The 14,949-nt window shown below is 70.5% G+C and carries 14 protein-coding genes; 8 read left to right on the forward strand and 6 right to left on the reverse strand.

What is annotated here, in order from left to right; all coding sequences use genetic code 11:
* The first annotated feature begins 135 nt into the window (after positions 1-135).
* The 3 genes from QNJ67_11310 (at position 136) to glcF (ending at position 4,337) form a co-directional block, all read left to right on the forward strand.
* Complete coding sequence (locus QNJ67_11310; GenBank protein MDJ0609553.1) at positions 136-1,623, forward strand: FAD-linked oxidase C-terminal domain-containing protein; 1,488 nt, start codon at positions 136-138, stop codon at positions 1,621-1,623.
* Positions 1,624-1,768: 145 nt separating this feature from the next.
* The gene (gene glcE / locus QNJ67_11315; GenBank protein MDJ0609554.1) at positions 1,769-3,007 is read left to right on the forward strand and encodes a glycolate oxidase subunit GlcE; all 1,239 of its coding nucleotides are present in this window, start codon (positions 1,769-1,771) and stop codon (positions 3,005-3,007) included.
* Positions 3,008-3,011: 4 nt separating this feature from the next.
* The gene (gene glcF, locus QNJ67_11320) at positions 3,012-4,337 is read left to right on the forward strand and encodes a glycolate oxidase subunit GlcF (GenBank protein MDJ0609555.1); all 1,326 of its coding nucleotides are present in this window, start codon (positions 3,012-3,014) and stop codon (positions 4,335-4,337) included.
* A 5-nt stretch (positions 4,338-4,342) separates the two neighbouring features.
* On the opposite strand, the gene QNJ67_11325 is transcribed toward glcF, so the two are convergent.
* Together QNJ67_11325 and QNJ67_11330 are read right to left on the reverse strand one after the other, a co-directional pair.
* Complete coding sequence (locus QNJ67_11325) at positions 4,343-5,431, reverse strand: M14 family metallopeptidase (protein ID MDJ0609556.1); 1,089 nt, start codon at positions 5,429-5,431, stop codon at positions 4,343-4,345.
* Between the two features lie 19 nt (positions 5,432-5,450).
* Positions 5,451-6,194 (reverse strand): hypothetical protein, encoded by a 744-nt coding sequence (locus tag QNJ67_11330; protein MDJ0609557.1) that lies wholly within the window; start codon positions 6,192-6,194, stop codon positions 5,451-5,453.
* A gap of 138 nt (positions 6,195-6,332) precedes the next feature.
* Between QNJ67_11330 and QNJ67_11335 the strand changes: the two genes are divergently transcribed.
* On the forward strand, positions 6,333-6,887 hold the full coding sequence (locus tag QNJ67_11335) for a tetratricopeptide repeat protein (GenBank protein MDJ0609558.1): 555 nt from the start codon (positions 6,333-6,335) through the stop codon (positions 6,885-6,887).
* Positions 6,888-7,066: 179 nt separating this feature from the next.
* Here the strand turns inward: QNJ67_11335 and pyk are convergent, their stop codons facing one another.
* The 4 genes from pyk to QNJ67_11355 form a co-directional block, all read right to left on the reverse strand.
* Positions 7,067-8,485 carry a pyruvate kinase gene (gene pyk, locus QNJ67_11340; GenBank protein ID MDJ0609559.1) on the reverse strand — a complete coding sequence of 473 codons (1,419 nt, stop codon included), beginning with the start codon at positions 8,483-8,485 and terminating at the stop codon, positions 7,067-7,069.
* A 67-nt stretch (positions 8,486-8,552) separates the two neighbouring features.
* Positions 8,553-9,836, reverse strand: coding sequence for a glycerate kinase (locus tag QNJ67_11345; GenBank protein MDJ0609560.1), 1,284 nt, complete (start codon positions 9,834-9,836; stop codon positions 8,553-8,555).
* Complete coding sequence (locus QNJ67_11350; protein MDJ0609561.1) at positions 9,833-11,125, reverse strand: MFS transporter; 1,293 nt, start codon at positions 11,123-11,125, stop codon at positions 9,833-9,835. Before QNJ67_11350 ends, QNJ67_11345 begins: the two co-directional genes overlap by 4 nt.
* Before the next feature lie 27 nt (positions 11,126-11,152).
* Positions 11,153-12,154: a 4-hydroxyproline epimerase gene (locus QNJ67_11355; protein MDJ0609562.1), complete on the reverse strand. Its 1,002-nt coding sequence runs from the start codon at positions 12,152-12,154 to the stop codon at positions 11,153-11,155.
* Between QNJ67_11355 and QNJ67_11360 the strand changes: the two genes are divergently transcribed.
* From QNJ67_11360 to QNJ67_11375, 4 genes are all read left to right on the forward strand, one after another.
* The gene (locus QNJ67_11360) at positions 12,153-13,040 is read left to right on the forward strand and encodes an N-formylglutamate amidohydrolase (protein ID MDJ0609563.1); all 888 of its coding nucleotides are present in this window, start codon (positions 12,153-12,155) and stop codon (positions 13,038-13,040) included. The genes QNJ67_11355 and QNJ67_11360 overlap by 2 nt on opposite strands.
* Positions 13,037-14,170, forward strand: coding sequence for a carboxylate-amine ligase (locus tag QNJ67_11365; GenBank protein ID MDJ0609564.1), 1,134 nt, complete (start codon positions 13,037-13,039; stop codon positions 14,168-14,170). The genes QNJ67_11360 and QNJ67_11365 overlap by 4 nt, the downstream gene beginning before the upstream one ends.
* Before the next feature lie 82 nt (positions 14,171-14,252).
* Entirely contained in the window at positions 14,253-14,558 is a 306-nt protein-coding gene (locus tag QNJ67_11370; protein MDJ0609565.1) for a DUF1244 domain-containing protein, read from the forward strand.
* Between the two features lie 92 nt (positions 14,559-14,650).
* Positions 14,651-14,938 carry a DUF2312 domain-containing protein gene (locus QNJ67_11375; GenBank protein ID MDJ0609566.1) on the forward strand — a complete coding sequence of 96 codons (288 nt, stop codon included), beginning with the start codon at positions 14,651-14,653 and terminating at the stop codon, positions 14,936-14,938.
* The last annotated feature ends 11 nt before the right edge of the window (positions 14,939-14,949 follow it).

The raw sequence follows: 14,949 nt of genomic DNA on the forward strand, positions 1-14,949 counted from the left end.
CGCATTGACCGCGCGGGTGCCTGAACCCATAGTGGATGGGCTCCCTGCCGGACGCCTTTCTCGGGCGCGTCGGTCGCGGGAGGCCCCGGGGCCGCTGGCCCCGGCACGAAGCAGGCGGGAGGAGAGAGGGCGGCCATGCAGATGCCCGAGCCGGACCAGGAAGTGCTCGCGCGGCGCGCGGCGATCGCCGGCGCCCTCCGGGGGATCGTTTCCGGCGAAGGCGTGATCGACGACCCCCGTGCCCTGACGGTCTACGAGACCGACGGGCTGACCGCCTACAAGCAGCGGCCGCTGATCGTGGTGCTGCCCGAGACCACGGAGCAGGTCAGCGAGGTCCTCAAGTACTGCCACCGGGAGGGCGTCAAGGTCGTGCCACGGGGCGCCGGGACCGGCCTGTCGGGCGGCGCGCTGCCCCTGGCCGACGGGGTCCTGCTCGGCATGGCCAAGTTCAACCGCATCCTGGAGATCGACGTGCCGAACCGGGCCGTCGTGGCCCAGCCGGGCGTCACCAACCTGGGCATCACGCAGGCGGTCGAGGCCGAGGGCTTCTACTACGCGCCCGACCCTTCCAGCCAGATCGCCTGCACCATCGGCGGCAACGTCGCGGAGAACTCGGGCGGGGTCCACTGCCTCAAGTACGGCGTCACAACCAACAACCTGCTGGGGCTCGAGATGGTGACCATGGACGGCACCGTGGTGCGCTTGGGTGGGAAGCACCTCGACGCGGAGGGCTACGACCTGCTCGGCCTGATGACCGGCTCCGAGGGTCTGCTGGGCGTGGTCACCGAAGTGACGGTTCGCATCCTGAAAAGGCCGGAAACCGCGCGCGCCCTGCTGCTCGGCTTCCCGACCAGCGAGGCTGGCGGCGACTGCGTGGCGGCGATCATCGCCGCTGGGATCATCCCCGGCGGCATGGAGATGATGGACAAGCCCGCGGTCAACGCCGCCGAGGACTTCGTGCAGGCCGGCTACCCGCGCGACGTGGAGGCCCTGCTGATCGTCGAGCTGGACGGCCCCGAGACCGAGGTCGACGAGCTGATCGGCCGGGTCCAGGCGATCGCCCGGGACAAGGGCGCGGTGACCAGCCGGATCTCCGAGAGCGAGGAGGAACGGCTCAGGTTCTGGGCCGGCCGCAAGGCGGCCTTCCCGGCGGTCGGGCGCATCTCGCCCGACTACTACTGCATGGACGGCACGATTCCGCGCAACCAGCTGCCCCGCGTCCTCAAGGCCATGCGCGAGATGAGCGAGCGCCACGGCCTGGCCGTGGCCAATGTTTTCCACGCCGGCGACGGCAACCTCCACCCGCTGATCATGTACGATGCCAACAACCCCGGCGAGCTGGAGCGCGCCGAGGATTTCGGCTCCGACATCCTGAAGCTCTGCGTCGAGGTCGGCGGCGTCCTGACTGGCGAGCACGGCGTCGGGGTCGAGAAGCGGGACCTCATGGGGACGATGTTCACCGAGGAAGACCTGAAGCAGCAGCAGCGGGTCAAGTGCGCTTTCGATCCCGACGCGCTGCTCAATCCCGGCAAGCTCTTCCCCCAGCTGCACCGCTGCGCCGAGCTCGGCCGCATGCACATCCACCGCGGCCAGCTGCCCTTCCCCGACCTGCCGCGGTTCTAGCGGGATGGCGGCGCCTGGAGGAAACATTTCTCGCTTGTCATTGCCGGGCTCGACCCGGCAATCCAGGGGCGGCCGGCACCGAACCCACGCGCCCTCACCCGGCTCCGCTCCGCTTCGCCACCCTCTCCCAGGGGGAGAGGGTTAGGTGGCGGACGTATTCAGGCCGGAGACCGACCGGCAGGTCGCCGAGGCGGTGGCTTGGGCCGCGGCCGAGGAGGTGCCGCTGGAGGTGCACGGCCGGGGCAGCAAGCGGTCGCTCGGCCGGCCGGTCCAGGCGAGCCACGGCCTCGACCTCTCGGCGCTGAGCGGGATCGCGCTCTATGAGCCCGAGGAGCTGGTGCTCTCGGCCGGCGCCGGCACGCCCATGGCCGAGATCGAGTCCGCGCTGGCCGAGAAGGACCAGGCGCTCGCCTTCGAGCCCGCCGACCTCGGCCCGCTGCTCGGCGGCGAGGCGGGCGCCGGGACGATCGGCGGCGTGCTCGCCTGCAACCTGGCGGGCCCCCGCCGTATCAAGGCGGGCGCGGCGCGCGACCATTTCCTCGGGGCCGAAGCGATCTCGGGCCGGGGCGAGCTCTTCAAGTCGGGCGGGCGCGTGGTCAAGAACGTCACCGGCTACGATCTCTGCAAGCTGCTCGCCGGCTCCTACGGCACCCTGGCGGCCATGACCCAGGTGACGGTCAAGGTGCTGCCGGTGCCCGAGAAGACCCGCACGGTCCTGGTCCTGGGCCTGGACGAGCAGGCCGGGCTGACGGCCATGACCCGGGCCCTGGCCTCGTCCCACGAGGTCTCCGGGGCGGCCCACCTGCCCGCGGCCCTGGTCCTGGAATCCGAAGTCTCCTACGTGCGCGACGCCGGCGCCGGCGTGACCGCCCTCAGGATCGAGGGCCCGGCCGCCTCGGTCGCCTACCGCTGCGAGTCCCTGCGCAAGAGCTTGTCGGACCTGGGCCCTACGGAGGAGCTGCACGGCCACAACTCGGCGCAGTTCTGGGCCGAGATCCGCGACGTCCGGCCGTTCCTCAGCCGCCCCGACTTTTTCGTCTGGCGGCTGTCGGTACCGCCGCAGGACGGCCCGGCCGTGGTCGGCCGGATCGCGCCGCGCGGCGACAGCTTCCATTTCTACGACTGGGGCGGCGGCCTGATCTGGCTCGCGGTCGCGCCGAGTCCCGATGCCCCTGGCTCCGACGCCCAGCACCCGGCCGTGCGCGACGCGCTCGCGCCCTGCGGCGGCCACGCCACCCTGGTCCGCGCGCCCGACGCGACGCGGGCCTCGATTCCGGTGTTCCAGCCCCAGGAGCCCGGCCTCGCGGCGCTGACCCGGCGGGTCAAGGAGAGCTTCGATCCCAAGGGCGTGCTCAATCCGGGGCGCATGGTGGCGGGAGGCTGAGGCCATGCAGACTAACTTCACCCTGGCCCAGCTGGCCGATCCCGATACCGCGGCGTCCGAGAAGATCCTGCGCACCTGCGTGCACTGCGGCTTCTGCACGGCGACCTGCCCGACCTACGTGCTGCTCGGCGACGAGCTCGACTCGCCGCGCGGCCGGATCTACCTGATCAAGGAAATGCTGGAGAACGACCAGCCGGCCGAGCCCGAGGTGGCGCGGCATCTGGACCGCTGCCTGTCCTGCCTCTCCTGCATGACGACCTGCCCCTCGGGCGTGCACTACATGCACCTGATCGACCACGGCCGGCGCCGGGTCCAAGAGACCTACCGGCGCCCGCTGATGGACCTTCTGCTGCGCCGGGTCCTGGCCTGGTCCGTGCCGCGGCCGGCGCTGTTCCGGCTCTCGCTCGCCGCCGCCTGGTTCGGCCGCCCCTTCGCCGGCCTCTTTCCCGGACGTCTCGGGGCCATGCTCGGCCTGGCGCCAAAAAGCCTGCCGTCGCCCAGCCCGGTCGACCGGCCCCAGGTCTTCCCGGCGGAGGGGCCGAGGCGCGCCCGGGTCGCGCTGATGACCGGCTGCGCCCAGCAGGTCTTGGCGCCCCAGATCAACGAGGCGACGGTCCGGGTCCTGACCCGCCACGGGGTCGAGGTGGTGGTGGCGCGGGGCGCCGGCTGCTGCGGCTCCCTGACCCACCACCTGGGCATGGAGGGTCCGGCCCTGGACTCGGCCCGGGCCAACGTCGCCGCCTGGTCGCGCGAACTCGAGGGCGAAGGTCTCGACGCCGTCGTCATCAACGCCTCGGGCTGCGGCACCACGGTCAAGGACTACGGCTTCATGCTGCGCGAGGACCCGGCCTGGGCCGGGCCGGCGGCCCGCATCTCGGGCTTGACCAAGGACGTCAGCGAGTTCCTCTCCGGCCTTGGCCTCCAGCCGTCGAAGAGCCTGCCGCCGCTCGCCGTCGCCTATCACTCGGCCTGCTCCATGCAGCACGGCCAAAAGATCACCGAGGAGCCCAAGGCCTTGCTGCGCAAAGCCGGCTTCCAGGTGCTGACCCCGCCGGAAGGCCACCTCTGTTGCGGCTCGGCGGGGGTGTACAACATCCTCCAGCCGGAAATCGCCGGCCGCCTCAAGGCGCGCAAGGTGGCCAACATCGAGAGCACGCGGCCGGACCTGGTCGCGACCGGCAACATCGGCTGCCAGGTGCAGATCGCGGGCGGCACGGCGCTTCCGGTCGTGCATACGGTGGAGCTGCTCGACTGGGCGACCGGCGGGCCGGCCCCGGCCGCCCTGAGCGGACTCGCGCCCGCCACGCCGAAGGCGGAAGCCGCCGAGTAGCGGGCTCAGCCCCCCACCAGCCCCGTCAGCGCCTTGCTCTGGGTCTCCACTCCGCGGTCCCAGACCATCTGCTTCCAGTCGTCCTCGTCCTGGTAGAAGGCGGCGCGGATCTGCTCCTTGATGGCGCGGCCCTTGGCCGAAGCCGGGTCGCCGTGGACGTGCAGCCAGTTGTCGGCCCGGAGCGCCAGGCGGACCTCGGGCGAGGGCAGGGTACCGTACTCGAGCGCGATCGCGGTCAGCGCGGCGCCCTTAGGCAGGACGCTCTCCATGCCCATGACGTTGAACCCGAAGAGCTCGACCGACGAGGACGTGCCCAGGTAGGGCGAGGTGATGTCTCCGTCGTACCAGTCGCCGGCCCGGTCCAGGCCGCCGGACCCGGGCTCGTGAATGCAGATCCGCTCGCCGTGGCCGTAGGGGCCGAGGCCGGTGTGGTAGTCGATCACGGCGACCTCCCGGGCCGCCGCGAGCGCGTCCCGGAACAGATCGAGCAGCAGCCGATGGGACCAGGTCGGCGCGTGGCCGCCGAAGAAGATTCCTTCGGCGTGGCCGTACTGCCCGCCGGTCATCGCCTTTTGCAGGGCGCGCGGGCCGTGGGCCTCGGCGTAGGCGTCGAGCGTCGCCTGGGTCTCGGCGATCACCGCGTCGTTCCATTCCTCGGGGCAGATCGCCTCCTGCAGCGCCGCGTAGCCCTCGTTGACCGGGTAGGGCGCGCCGTGGTCGACGAAGTTGCGGTTGAGATCGACGTTGTCCTCGGTCACCCGGCGCAGCCAGGCGAAGCCGTGGGGGTTGATCGCGTGGATCTGCAGCAGCGCCGTGTCGGCCGGCATCTCTTCGTAGAGGCCGCTATCCAGCCAGCCAACCTGGACGCCGGAACCGCAGAACCCCTCGGCGCCATGGGTGGCCGAAAGGGTCACGAGGACGGCGCGGGCGTCGCGCGGGCCGAGCCAGGCGGCGTCGGTGAAGAGGGCTTCGCCCGCCGGCCCGGGCGCGGGACAGCGGTGGCTCCGAACCGACGCGCCGGCCCGCTCGCAGGCGCCGAGGAAGGCCGCGCGGGCCGTGCCGTAGTCGGCCGAGAAATAGGACGCCGCGCTCATGCCGTCGGGCGGGTCGCGGTCACGGCTGCAGCGCCTGGGCCTTCTCGCCCAGGGCGTCGAGCCAGTTCTCCAGGTTGACCGGGTTGGGCCCCTCGGTCAGCGGGTTGTTGAAAACCTCCCGCTTGTCGAGCGCGCCGCGGCCGATCACGTGCCAGCGGATCGACCGCGTTCGGTAGTCCGGTTCCGGCCAGATCAGGAAGTCGAAGCGCGAGTCGCCGAATGCGACCCGCTGGAAGCCGGGCGCATAGGTCTCGACCACCTTCACCTCGTCGAACAGACCGCCGCGCGCCAGCGCGGAGGCGAGCGCGCGGCTTTGCCTGGATACCTGGTCGACGAAGACCGGTAGCTCGACCTGGAGGGGACTGGCACCGATCTCGAAGCGTTCCTTCTGCCAGGTGTCGTGCAGCAGCACCGGGTCGTCGAGGATCGCGGCGGGCGTGCCGTGCAGGTAGAGAATCCGCTGCAGCTTGCGGCGCAGCAGCGGGTCGTCGTAGAGCTGGTAGAGCCGCACGTCGCCCAGCGACTGCGCCTCCTCGACCGCCTGCTGCTGCGCGCCGGCCCTCTGCGCCAGCACATCCTCGCGCAGCACCAGGACCATGGCCCGGGTCCCGTCGTCGGCGTCGGAGATCGCGCGCCGCGAGTCCGGCTGGACGGCCTCCTGATCGGTGCTGCAGGCCCCGAGCGCCAGCGCGGCCACCACGGCCAGGGCGATGAGGCCGGGCCCCGTGCCCGCTTGTTCGCGTCGCGTCGACGTCGCGGCCATCTCTGCCTGTCCCTCCTGTCCGACACGTCTGGGATGTAGTCTAGCCCGTATTTCTCGGACTCTCCATGGTCTGCGCGGCGCTGTGCTGCCGACAGGGCAGGCTTTCACGGGCCGGGCGGTTCCGGCATACTCCCGGCCATGATCTGGATGCGCGCCTTCGTGCTGGCTCTGACCCTTCTGATCGCCAACGCTGCGGCGCGGGCAGACCAGAGCGACGTGCGCCTGGATATACTTTTCCAGAAGCTCCAGGACGTCGCCGACCCCGAGGACGCCGGCGCCCTGGAACAAGAGATTTGGCGGATCTGGTCGGAGCATGACGACCCCGCGGTCGTCCTTCTGATGCAGCAGGGCCGGGGCGCCATGGGCCGCCGCGACTACGCCTCGGCGCTGCGGTCCTTCGACCAGGTCGTCGCACTCCAACCCGAGTTCGCCGAGGGCTGGAACGCCCGGGCGACGCTGTTCTATTTCATGGGGCGGTACGAAGCCTCTCTCGCCGACATCGCGGAGACATTGGCCCGCGAGCCGCGGCATTTCGGCGCCCTCTCGGGCCGCGGGCTGGTCTACGTCGCCCTCGAGGAGTGGGATCTGGCGCTCGAGTCCTTCGAGGCCGCGCTGGCGGTGAACCCGCACATGCCCGGCGCGAAGCAGAACGCCGAGGCGATCCGGCGGGACCTCAAGGAACGGGACATCTAGCAGGCAGCTGGAGAAGTGCCTCGCTGGCACCATCACCCTTCGACAAGCTCAGGGTGAGGGCGAGGTGTATCCAGAACATACCCTCATCCTGAGCTCGTCGAAGGGTGACCGTGATCAAGGGCTTGGATTAATCCAGCGGCCTTCTAGCAGCGCTCATGCGGGCGAACACCCGAAGCCTCTCACTCCTTGATGCGGGCGATCCGCAGGAGGTTGGTAGTGCCCGGGGTGCCGAAGGGCATGCCGGCGGTGACCACGAGCCTGGCGCCCGGGCCGGCGAAGCCTTCCTTGACCGCGAGGCGCCGCGCCTTGTCGGCCATCTCGGTGGTGGTCTTGACGTCCTCGGTATGCACGCAGTGCGCGCCCCAGAGCAGGGCGAGCCGCCGCGCCGTCTCGACGTTGTTGGTCAGCACGATGATCGGCGCCACGGGCCGCTCGCGCGCGGCGCGCAGGGCGGTCGAGCCGGACATGGTGTAGCTGACGATCGCGGCCGCATCGATCGTGCCGGCTACCTGGGCCGCCGCGGCCGAGATGGCGTCGGCCGCCGTGGCCTCGGGCTCCGAGTGCAGCGCGTGGAGAATGCGCCGGTAGGAGCGGTCCTGCTCGGTGCTGGCGATGATCCGATCCATCATCGCCACAGCCTCCACGGGGTGCTCGCCGATCGCGGTCTCGGCCGAGAGCATGACGCAATCGGCCCCGTCGTAGACCGCCGTGGCCACGTCGGAGGCCTCGGCCCGGGTCGGCGCCGGCGAGGCGATCATTGATTCGAGCATCTGGGTCGCCACCACAACGGGCTTCCCGGCCAGGCGGCAGGCGCGGATCATGTCCTTCTGCAGGCCCGGTACGTCCTCGGGCGGCAGTTCGACGCCGAGGTCGCCGCGCGCGACCATGACGGCGTCGGACATCGCCACCAGCTGGTCCAGGCAGGAGATCGCGGCCGGCTTCTCGATCTTGATCATGACCGGCGCGCGCCCGGCGATCAGCGCCTTGGCCTCTTCCAGATCCTCCGGACGCTGGACGAAGGAGAGCGCGACCCAGTCGACGCCGAGCCCCAGGCCGAACTCGAGGTCGGAGCGGTCCTTCTCGGTCAGCGGAGAAATCGGCAGGATGACGCCGGGCAGGTTGACCCCCTTGCGGTCGCGCAGCCTGCCGCCCGCCAGCACGATGGTGTCGGCGAAGTCCTTGCCGCACTTCTCCACCTGCAGCCGCAGCTTGCCGTCGTCGACCAGGAGGATCGTTCCGGGCTCGAGGGCGGCGAAAATCTCCGGGTGGGGCAGGGGCGCGCGCAGGCGGTCGCCCTGTAGCATCTCGAGGTCGAAGCGGAAGGGCTGGCCGGCCACCAGGTCGGTCTCGCCGCCGTCGATCTTGCCGATGCGCAGTTTTGGCCCCTGCAGGTCGAGCACTATGCCGATGGGCCGGCCGGCTTCCTTTTCCAAGGCGCGGATAGACGCGACGCGGGCTTCGTGATCGGCCCGCTCGCCGTGGCTGAAGTTCAGGCGGAAGACGTCCGCGCCGGCCTCGAACAGGGCCTTGATGGCGCTGGCATCGGAGGTCGCCGGCCCGAGGGTGGCGATGATCTTGGCTTTTCTCTGGCGTCGCATGGGCGGCGAGCTTAGCTGGGTTTGGGTCGGCTGACAGACAAAAAAAGCGGCAAGGTTGGACGGCGTTTCAGGCCGGTTCGTCGAGGCCCGTGATCAAGATGGCGCGGAAATCGTTGACGTTGGTGCGCGTCGGGCCGGTGACCACCAGGTCTCCCAGGGCGTGGAAGGCGCCGTAGGCGTCGTTGTCCGCGAGCATCGCCTTGAGGTCGAGCCCCAGGTCGGCCGCGCGGGCGATGGTCTGGGGCCCCATCACGGCGCCGGCGTTATCCTCGACCCCGTCGATGCCGTCGGTGTCGCAGGCGATCGCGTGGATCCCCGGATGGCCGTCGAGCGCCAGCGTGAGGGCCAGCAGGAACTCGGCGTTGCGCCCGCCCCGCCCGCTGCCGCGCAGGGTCACCGTGGTCTCGCCGCCGGATAACAGCACGCAAGGTGGCGCTGCGGGCTGCCCGTGGCGCGCGGCCTGCCGGGCGATGCCCGCCAGGACCCGGGCGACCTCGCGCGCCTCGCCTTCGATGGCGTCGCCCAGGATCACGGGCTTCAGGCCGAGCGACCGCACGGTGGCGGCGGCGGCCTCTAGCGAGTCCTGAGGCCGCGAGATCAGCTCGGCCTCGGCCGCCGCCAGTCGCGGGTCGCCGGGCTTCGGCGTCTCCTCCGCCGCGGCGGCCAGGTAGGCGGCGGCGGCGTTGGGCGGCTCGATGCCGTACTTGTCGAGGATCGCGGCCGCGTCGGCGAAGGTGGTCGGGTCGGCGACCGTTGGGCCCGAGCCGATCACCGCCAGGTCGTCGCCGGGCACGTCGGAGATCGCCAGGGTCACGACCCGGGCCGGCGCCGCGGCGGCCGCCAGCCGCCCGCCCTTGATCGCAGAGAGGTGCTTGCGCAGGCAGTTCATCTCGGTAATGTCGGCGCCCGACCGCAGCAGGGCGCGGTTGACCGCCTGCTTGTCCGCCAGGTCCAGCCCGGGCGCGGGCAGGGAGAGCAGGGCCGAGGCGCCGCCCGAGATCAGGCAGAGCACCAGGTCGTCCGCGGTCAGATCCTGGACGCTTTGCAGGATCCGCGCCGCCGCCTCCTGGCCCGCCGCGTCGGGCACCGGGTGGGCCGCCTCGACCACCTCGATCCGCCGGCAGTCCGCGCCGTGGCCGTAGCGCGTGACCACGAGGCCTTCGAGGGGCCCTTGCCAATTGTCCTCCACCGCCTTGGCCATGGCGGCCGCGGCCTTGCCGGCGCCGACCACGAGGGTGCGTCCGGACGGCGGCGCCGGCAGGTGGGGCGGCACGGCCCGCGCCGGATCGGCCGCGCCGAGGGCGGCGTCGAACAGGGCGCGGAGCAGGTTGCGGGGCGCGTGCATAGTCATCTCGGCGTCTCTCGGTTCAGCCGCGGGTGAGTCTCGCGCAGGCGGAGCCCGGCGCCAAGCCCGAAGAGAAGAAAGAGGGTAAGGGCGCTGAAGGCCCAGCGGTAGGCCTCCGGCGAATAGACCCGGGCGCCCGCCGCTGAGGCGCCGTCCCACTGCAGGTCGAGCAGCCAGCCGATCAGCGGCTGGAACACCGCGCCGCTCGCGACGGCGGCGCAATTCACAAAGGCGTAGGACAGGCCGGCGGTGCCGCCGGGGTTGCTCTCCCGCGCGGCGGCGTAGGAGATCACCATGGCGCCGAGCCCGAGCCCGAGAGCCGGGAACAGGAGCGCGACAAGCCAGAGCGGCGCCGGCGGCAGATAGATCAGCGCCGAGAGGCTGGCGAGGCCGAGCACGAGGCCGCCCAGCAGAGGCGGCTTGCGCCGTCCGAGGCGGTCCGAAAGGGTGCCGAACAGCGGGCTGCCCAGCGCCACGCCGAGCAGGATCAGCGACGTCATGGCCGCCGCTTCGGCCCGCGCGAGGTCCCTGGTCTGCATCAGCCAGGAAACGCCCCAGAGTCCGGCGAAGCCGAGGATCGGGGCGGTCATCGCGGCGCAGAGCAGCGCCAGGATCAGGTTCTGCGGCGCGCGGACGATCGACCGGAGGTCGGCCAGCAAGGCCGCCGCGCCCGGAGCGGAACGCTGGGGGTCGGCGACGCCGGCGGGGCGGTCCCGCACGATCAGCCAGGTCAAGACGGCGAGCGCGATGCCGAAGGCGGCTGCGGTCGCCAGGGCGCTGCGCCAGCCCGCAGTCTCGACCAGGGCCGCGAGCGGCGCCTGTCCGGCGATTCCCCCGAGCATGCCGATCGCGATGGTCAGGCCGGTGACCTGCGCGAAGCGCTCGCTTGGGAACCAGGCCGTGGACAGCTTGAGCGTCGCGACCAGGCCGAAGCTGGCGCCGATGCCGATCAGGAGGCGGCCGGCGTAGGCCGACCAGAGCCCCTCGGCCAGGGCGAACAGCAGGCTGCCCGAGCCGCACGCCAGGGCGCCGCCGGTCAGGAGCCGGCGCGGCCCCCAGCGGTCGGCCATGACACCGACCGGGATCTGCAGACCCGCGTAGGCATAGAAGTAGAGGGCGGAGAGGTTGCCGAGCAGCGCCCCGCCGACCGCCAGGTCGCGCATTAGGTGGTCGATCATGACGCTGGGCGCGACCCGCTGAAAGAAGCCGTAGAAGAACAGCAGCGCGCCCAGGCCCCAGACCAGCCAGGGCATCCAGTCGGCCTGGGCCGGCTTTTCGTGACCTTTTCTCGGCATGGCCGCCTTTACGGGCCCGTCGGCGCCTCAGACAACCTGGAACCCGTGGGCGTAGGGATCGCGGGGGTCGATGAAGATCGTGTTGAAGCCGGTGATGCGGGCCCAGCCCTCGATCGAGGGGACGATGGCCCGGTGGTTGCCGACCCGGGTCTCGGCCTCGACCCGGCCGCTGAACAGCGAGCCGATGATGCTCTCGTGGACGAAGGCGTCGCCGACGGCGAGCTCGCTCCGGGCCGCCAGCTGTGCCATGCGGGCCGAGGTCCCGGTGCCGCAGGGGCTGCGGTCGATCGCCTTGTCGCCGTAGAAGACGGCGTTGCGGGCCGTGGCTTCCGGCGACTTGGGCGCGCCGGTCCAGAGGATGTGCGAGACGCCTCGGATCGTGGAATCCTCTGGGTGAACCGGCTCGAACACCTGGTTAAGCCGTCGCCGCAGTTCCGCCGAGAGGCGCAGCACGCCGGCGGCGCCGATCTGGTCGAGGTCCCGGTAGTTCTCCTGGGGCTCGACGATGGCGTAGAAGTTGCCGCCGTAGGCCACGTCGACGGTGATCGGCCCCAGTTCCGGGCAGTCCACCGCGACCCCCTCGGCCGCCAGGTAGGCGCCCACGTTGGTGATGCGCACGGCCTCGACGTAGCCGTTCTCGCGACGGAAGCGGGCGTCGACCCGGCCGGCCGGGGTCTCCAGCTTGAGCAGGCCGTCCTCGCTCGGCTGGACCAAGCCGCGCTCCAGCGCGAAGGTCACCGTGCCGATCGTGCCGTGCCCGCACATCGGCAGGCAGCCGCTGGTCTCGATGTAGAGAACGCCTATGTCGCAGTCGTCGCGGGTCGAGGGATAGAGGATCGAGCCGGACATCACGTCGTGGCCCCGCGGCTCGAACATCAGGCCGGTGCGGATCCAGTCGAAGCGGGCCAGGAAGTCCTGGCGCTTCTCGCTCATGGTCGCACCTTCGAGAGGCGGCCCGCCGCTGGCCACCAGGCGGACCGGATTGCCGCAGGTGTGGCCGTCGATACAGAAGAAGGTGTTCGGCCGTATGCTGTCCATAGGGCAGTATCAGGTCTGTCCGGGACTGTTGCAACCGGCCCCGGGCGGCTATAGTCGCGGCATGTCGGATACCCTGGAACCCGCTGATTCCGGGCCGGAGGCGGCGCCCGGCGCCGGAGGCCCCTTCTTCGAAACGGTTAATGCCGAAGGCGCGGCGCCGGTGCTTCTGCTGTGCGATCACGCCAGCAACTTCATTCCGTCGGAGTGGGCCGCCCTGGGTCTGGACGAGGCTCAGCTGGCGCGGCACATCGCCTGGGACATCGGCGCCGCCGAGGTGACCCGGCAGCTCTCGCGGAGCCTCGACGCCCCGGCGATCCTGTCACACTTCTCCCGGCTGCTGGTCGACCCGAACCGCCAGCCCGGCGTCGAGAGCCTGATCCCCGAGCAGGTCGACGGCGTGACGATCCCCGGCAACCTCGGCCTGTCGGCGGTCGAGAAGGAGCGGCGGCTGGCGACCTTCCATCGTCCCTATCATCGGGCTGTCGAACAGGCGCTCGATCGCCTGGCAGCGCGCGGCCCGGGCCCGGCGGTGATTTCGGTGCACAGCTTCACCCCGGTGATGGAGGGGGTCGAACGGCCCTGGCAGGTCGCCATCCTGTGGAACACCGACCCCAGGTTGCCCCAGCCGCTGATCGACCGCCTGCGGGACGAAGGCCTGATGGTCGGCGACAACGAGCCGTACTCAGGCCGGCATATCCACGGCTACACCATGCAGCACCATGCCGACCCGCGCGGCCTGGCCAACGTGCTGATCGAGCTGCGCCAAGACCTGATCGACACGCGTCACGGCGCCGCCGAGTGGGCAGAGGTTCTGGAGCGCTCCCTGGCGCCCATCTTGTCGGATCCGGCGATCCTGGAGCGGGGTGTCGCGGCATGACCGAGCCGAGCTTCACCATCGGGATCGAGGAAGAGTACCTCCTGGTCGACCGGAAGACCCGGGACCTGGTCGGCGAGGCGCCCGACGCGGTGATGGCGGAGTGCGAGCGCCGCCTCGAAGGCCGGGTCAGCCCGGAATTCCTCCAGGCCCAGATCGAGGTCGGCACCAGCAAGTGCGACACGATCAAGCAGGCCGCCGAGGAGATCCGCCATCTGCGCAAGACCGTGGCCGAGGTCGCCGCCGAACACGGCTTGGCGCCGATCGCCGCATCGACCCACCCCTTCGCGCTGTGGCACGACCAGAAGCACACCCGCAAGGAGCGCTACAACATCCTGGCCCAGGACATGCAGGCCGTGGCGCGGCGCCTCTTGATCTGCGGCATGCACGTCCACGCCGGGCTGGACGACGACGAGCTGCGCATCGACCTGATGGGGCAGATCGCCTACTTCCTGCCGCACCTGCTGGCGCTGTCCAGCTCCTCGCCGTTCTGGCACGGCGAAAGGACCGGCCTCAAGTCCTACCGCCTCGCGGTGTTCGATGAGCTGCCGCGCACCGGGCTGCCGGAGAGCTTCGACTCCTGGGGCGAGTATCAGCGCCACCTCGACATCATGGTCGGCGCCGGCCTGATCGAGGATGCCTCCAAGCTGTGGTGGGACGTCCGGCCGTCCTGCCGCTTTCCCACCCTGGAGATGCGCATCGCGGACATCTGCACCCGGGCCCAGGACGGCTTCGCCATCGCGGCGATCTACGTCTGTCTGCTGCGCATGCTCTACCGCCTCAAGCGCGACAACCAGCGCTGGCGCGAATACACCAACATGCTGGTGCAGGAGAACCGCTGGCGCGCCCAGCGCTACGGGCTGGACGAAGGCCTGGTCGACTTCGGCAAGGGCGAGATCGTGCCCTACAAGAACCTGCTGGAGGAGATCATCGCCCTGACCGAGGTCGACGCCCTGGCGCTCGACTGCGTCGAGGAGGTCCGCCACGCGCGCGAGATCGTGCAGCGCGGCACCAGCGCCCACCGCCAAGAGCAGATCTACGAGCAGGCGATGGAAGAGGGCGCCGAGCACCGGGAAGCGCTGGAGCGGGTGGTCGACTTCCTGATCGAGGAGACGCTGGAAGGTATAGACTAACGGCAGCCGCCCTGGAAATGCGCGCTCGACGCGCCGACATAGGCTTGAGGAACAAGCCGCAGCGAAGGGAGTTGCGAGGCCGATGGACGAGCAGACCAAGACCGAACTCGAGGCGGCCGCCTTTCGCCGCCTCGTCGAGCACCTGAAGACCCATACCGAGGTCCAGAACATCGACCTCATGTCTCTGGCCGGCTTCTGCCGCAACTGCCTGTCCAAGTGGTACAAGGCGGCGGCCGAGGATCGGGGCCTGGAGGTCAGCTACGACGAGGCCAGGGAGATGGTCTACGGCATGCCTTACCAGGACTGGAAGGGCCAGTATCAGCAGGAGGCCTCGGAAGAGCAGAAGGCGGCTTACAAGAAGGCCAAGGAGCACTTCGGCTTCGATTGATCTTCGCCGCCCGGAGGGTTAGCTTTCGGGCTCGCCCGGCCGAGCGCCGGGCGCTCTTCTTTCGATACGAGCTTGAGGGAAGGAGGCGGCCCATGGCCGAGGCGGGAATCGAAATCCCCGGAACCGAAACGGGCGCCGATGTGGGCGGCATCGCGACGGCCAAGTTGAAATCCTACGTCGAGCGCATCGAGCGGCTCGAGGAAGAAAAGGCCGCCCTGGCGGCCGACATTCGCGAAGTCTTCGCCGAGGCCAAGGGCAACGGCTTCGACACCAAGATCATGCGCCAGGTGATCCGCCTGCGGAAAATGGAGACCAACGACCGCCAGGAGCAGGAGCACCTGCTGGAGCTCTACATGCGGGCGCTTGGCATGGGCGACTGAGCGCTGACTCG

This window comes from Kiloniellales bacterium, from assembly GCA_030064845.1.
Taxonomy (GTDB): Bacteria; Pseudomonadota; Alphaproteobacteria; order Kiloniellales; family JAKSDN01; genus JASJEC01.

Excerpts from the sequence above, each read along its gene's own strand:
- QNJ67_11310 (MDJ0609553.1), top strand. The coding sequence starts at position 136 with ATGCAGATGCCCGAGCCGGACCAGGAAGTGCTCGCGCGGCGCGCGGCG.
- glcF (MDJ0609555.1), top strand. The coding sequence starts at position 3,012 with ATGCAGACTAACTTCACCCTGGCCCAGCTGGCCGATCCCGATACCGCG.
- QNJ67_11325 (MDJ0609556.1), bottom strand. The coding sequence starts at position 5,431 with ATGAGCGCGGCGTCCTATTTCTCGGCCGACTACGGCACGGCCCGCGCG.
- QNJ67_11330 (MDJ0609557.1), bottom strand. The coding sequence starts at position 6,194 with ATGGCCGCGACGTCGACGCGACGCGAACAAGCGGGCACGGGGCCCGGC.
- QNJ67_11335 (MDJ0609558.1), top strand. The coding sequence starts at position 6,333 with ATGATCTGGATGCGCGCCTTCGTGCTGGCTCTGACCCTTCTGATCGCC.
- pyk (MDJ0609559.1), bottom strand. The coding sequence starts at position 8,485 with ATGCGACGCCAGAGAAAAGCCAAGATCATCGCCACCCTCGGGCCGGCG.
- QNJ67_11345 (MDJ0609560.1), bottom strand. The coding sequence starts at position 9,836 with ATGACTATGCACGCGCCCCGCAACCTGCTCCGCGCCCTGTTCGACGCC.
- QNJ67_11350 (MDJ0609561.1), bottom strand. The coding sequence starts at position 11,125 with ATGCCGAGAAAAGGTCACGAAAAGCCGGCCCAGGCCGACTGGATGCCC.
- QNJ67_11360 (MDJ0609563.1), top strand. The coding sequence starts at position 12,153 with ATGCTGTCCATAGGGCAGTATCAGGTCTGTCCGGGACTGTTGCAACCG.
- QNJ67_11365 (MDJ0609564.1), top strand. The coding sequence starts at position 13,037 with ATGACCGAGCCGAGCTTCACCATCGGGATCGAGGAAGAGTACCTCCTG.
- QNJ67_11370 (MDJ0609565.1), top strand. The coding sequence starts at position 14,253 with ATGGACGAGCAGACCAAGACCGAACTCGAGGCGGCCGCCTTTCGCCGC.
- QNJ67_11375 (MDJ0609566.1), top strand. The coding sequence starts at position 14,651 with ATGGCCGAGGCGGGAATCGAAATCCCCGGAACCGAAACGGGCGCCGAT.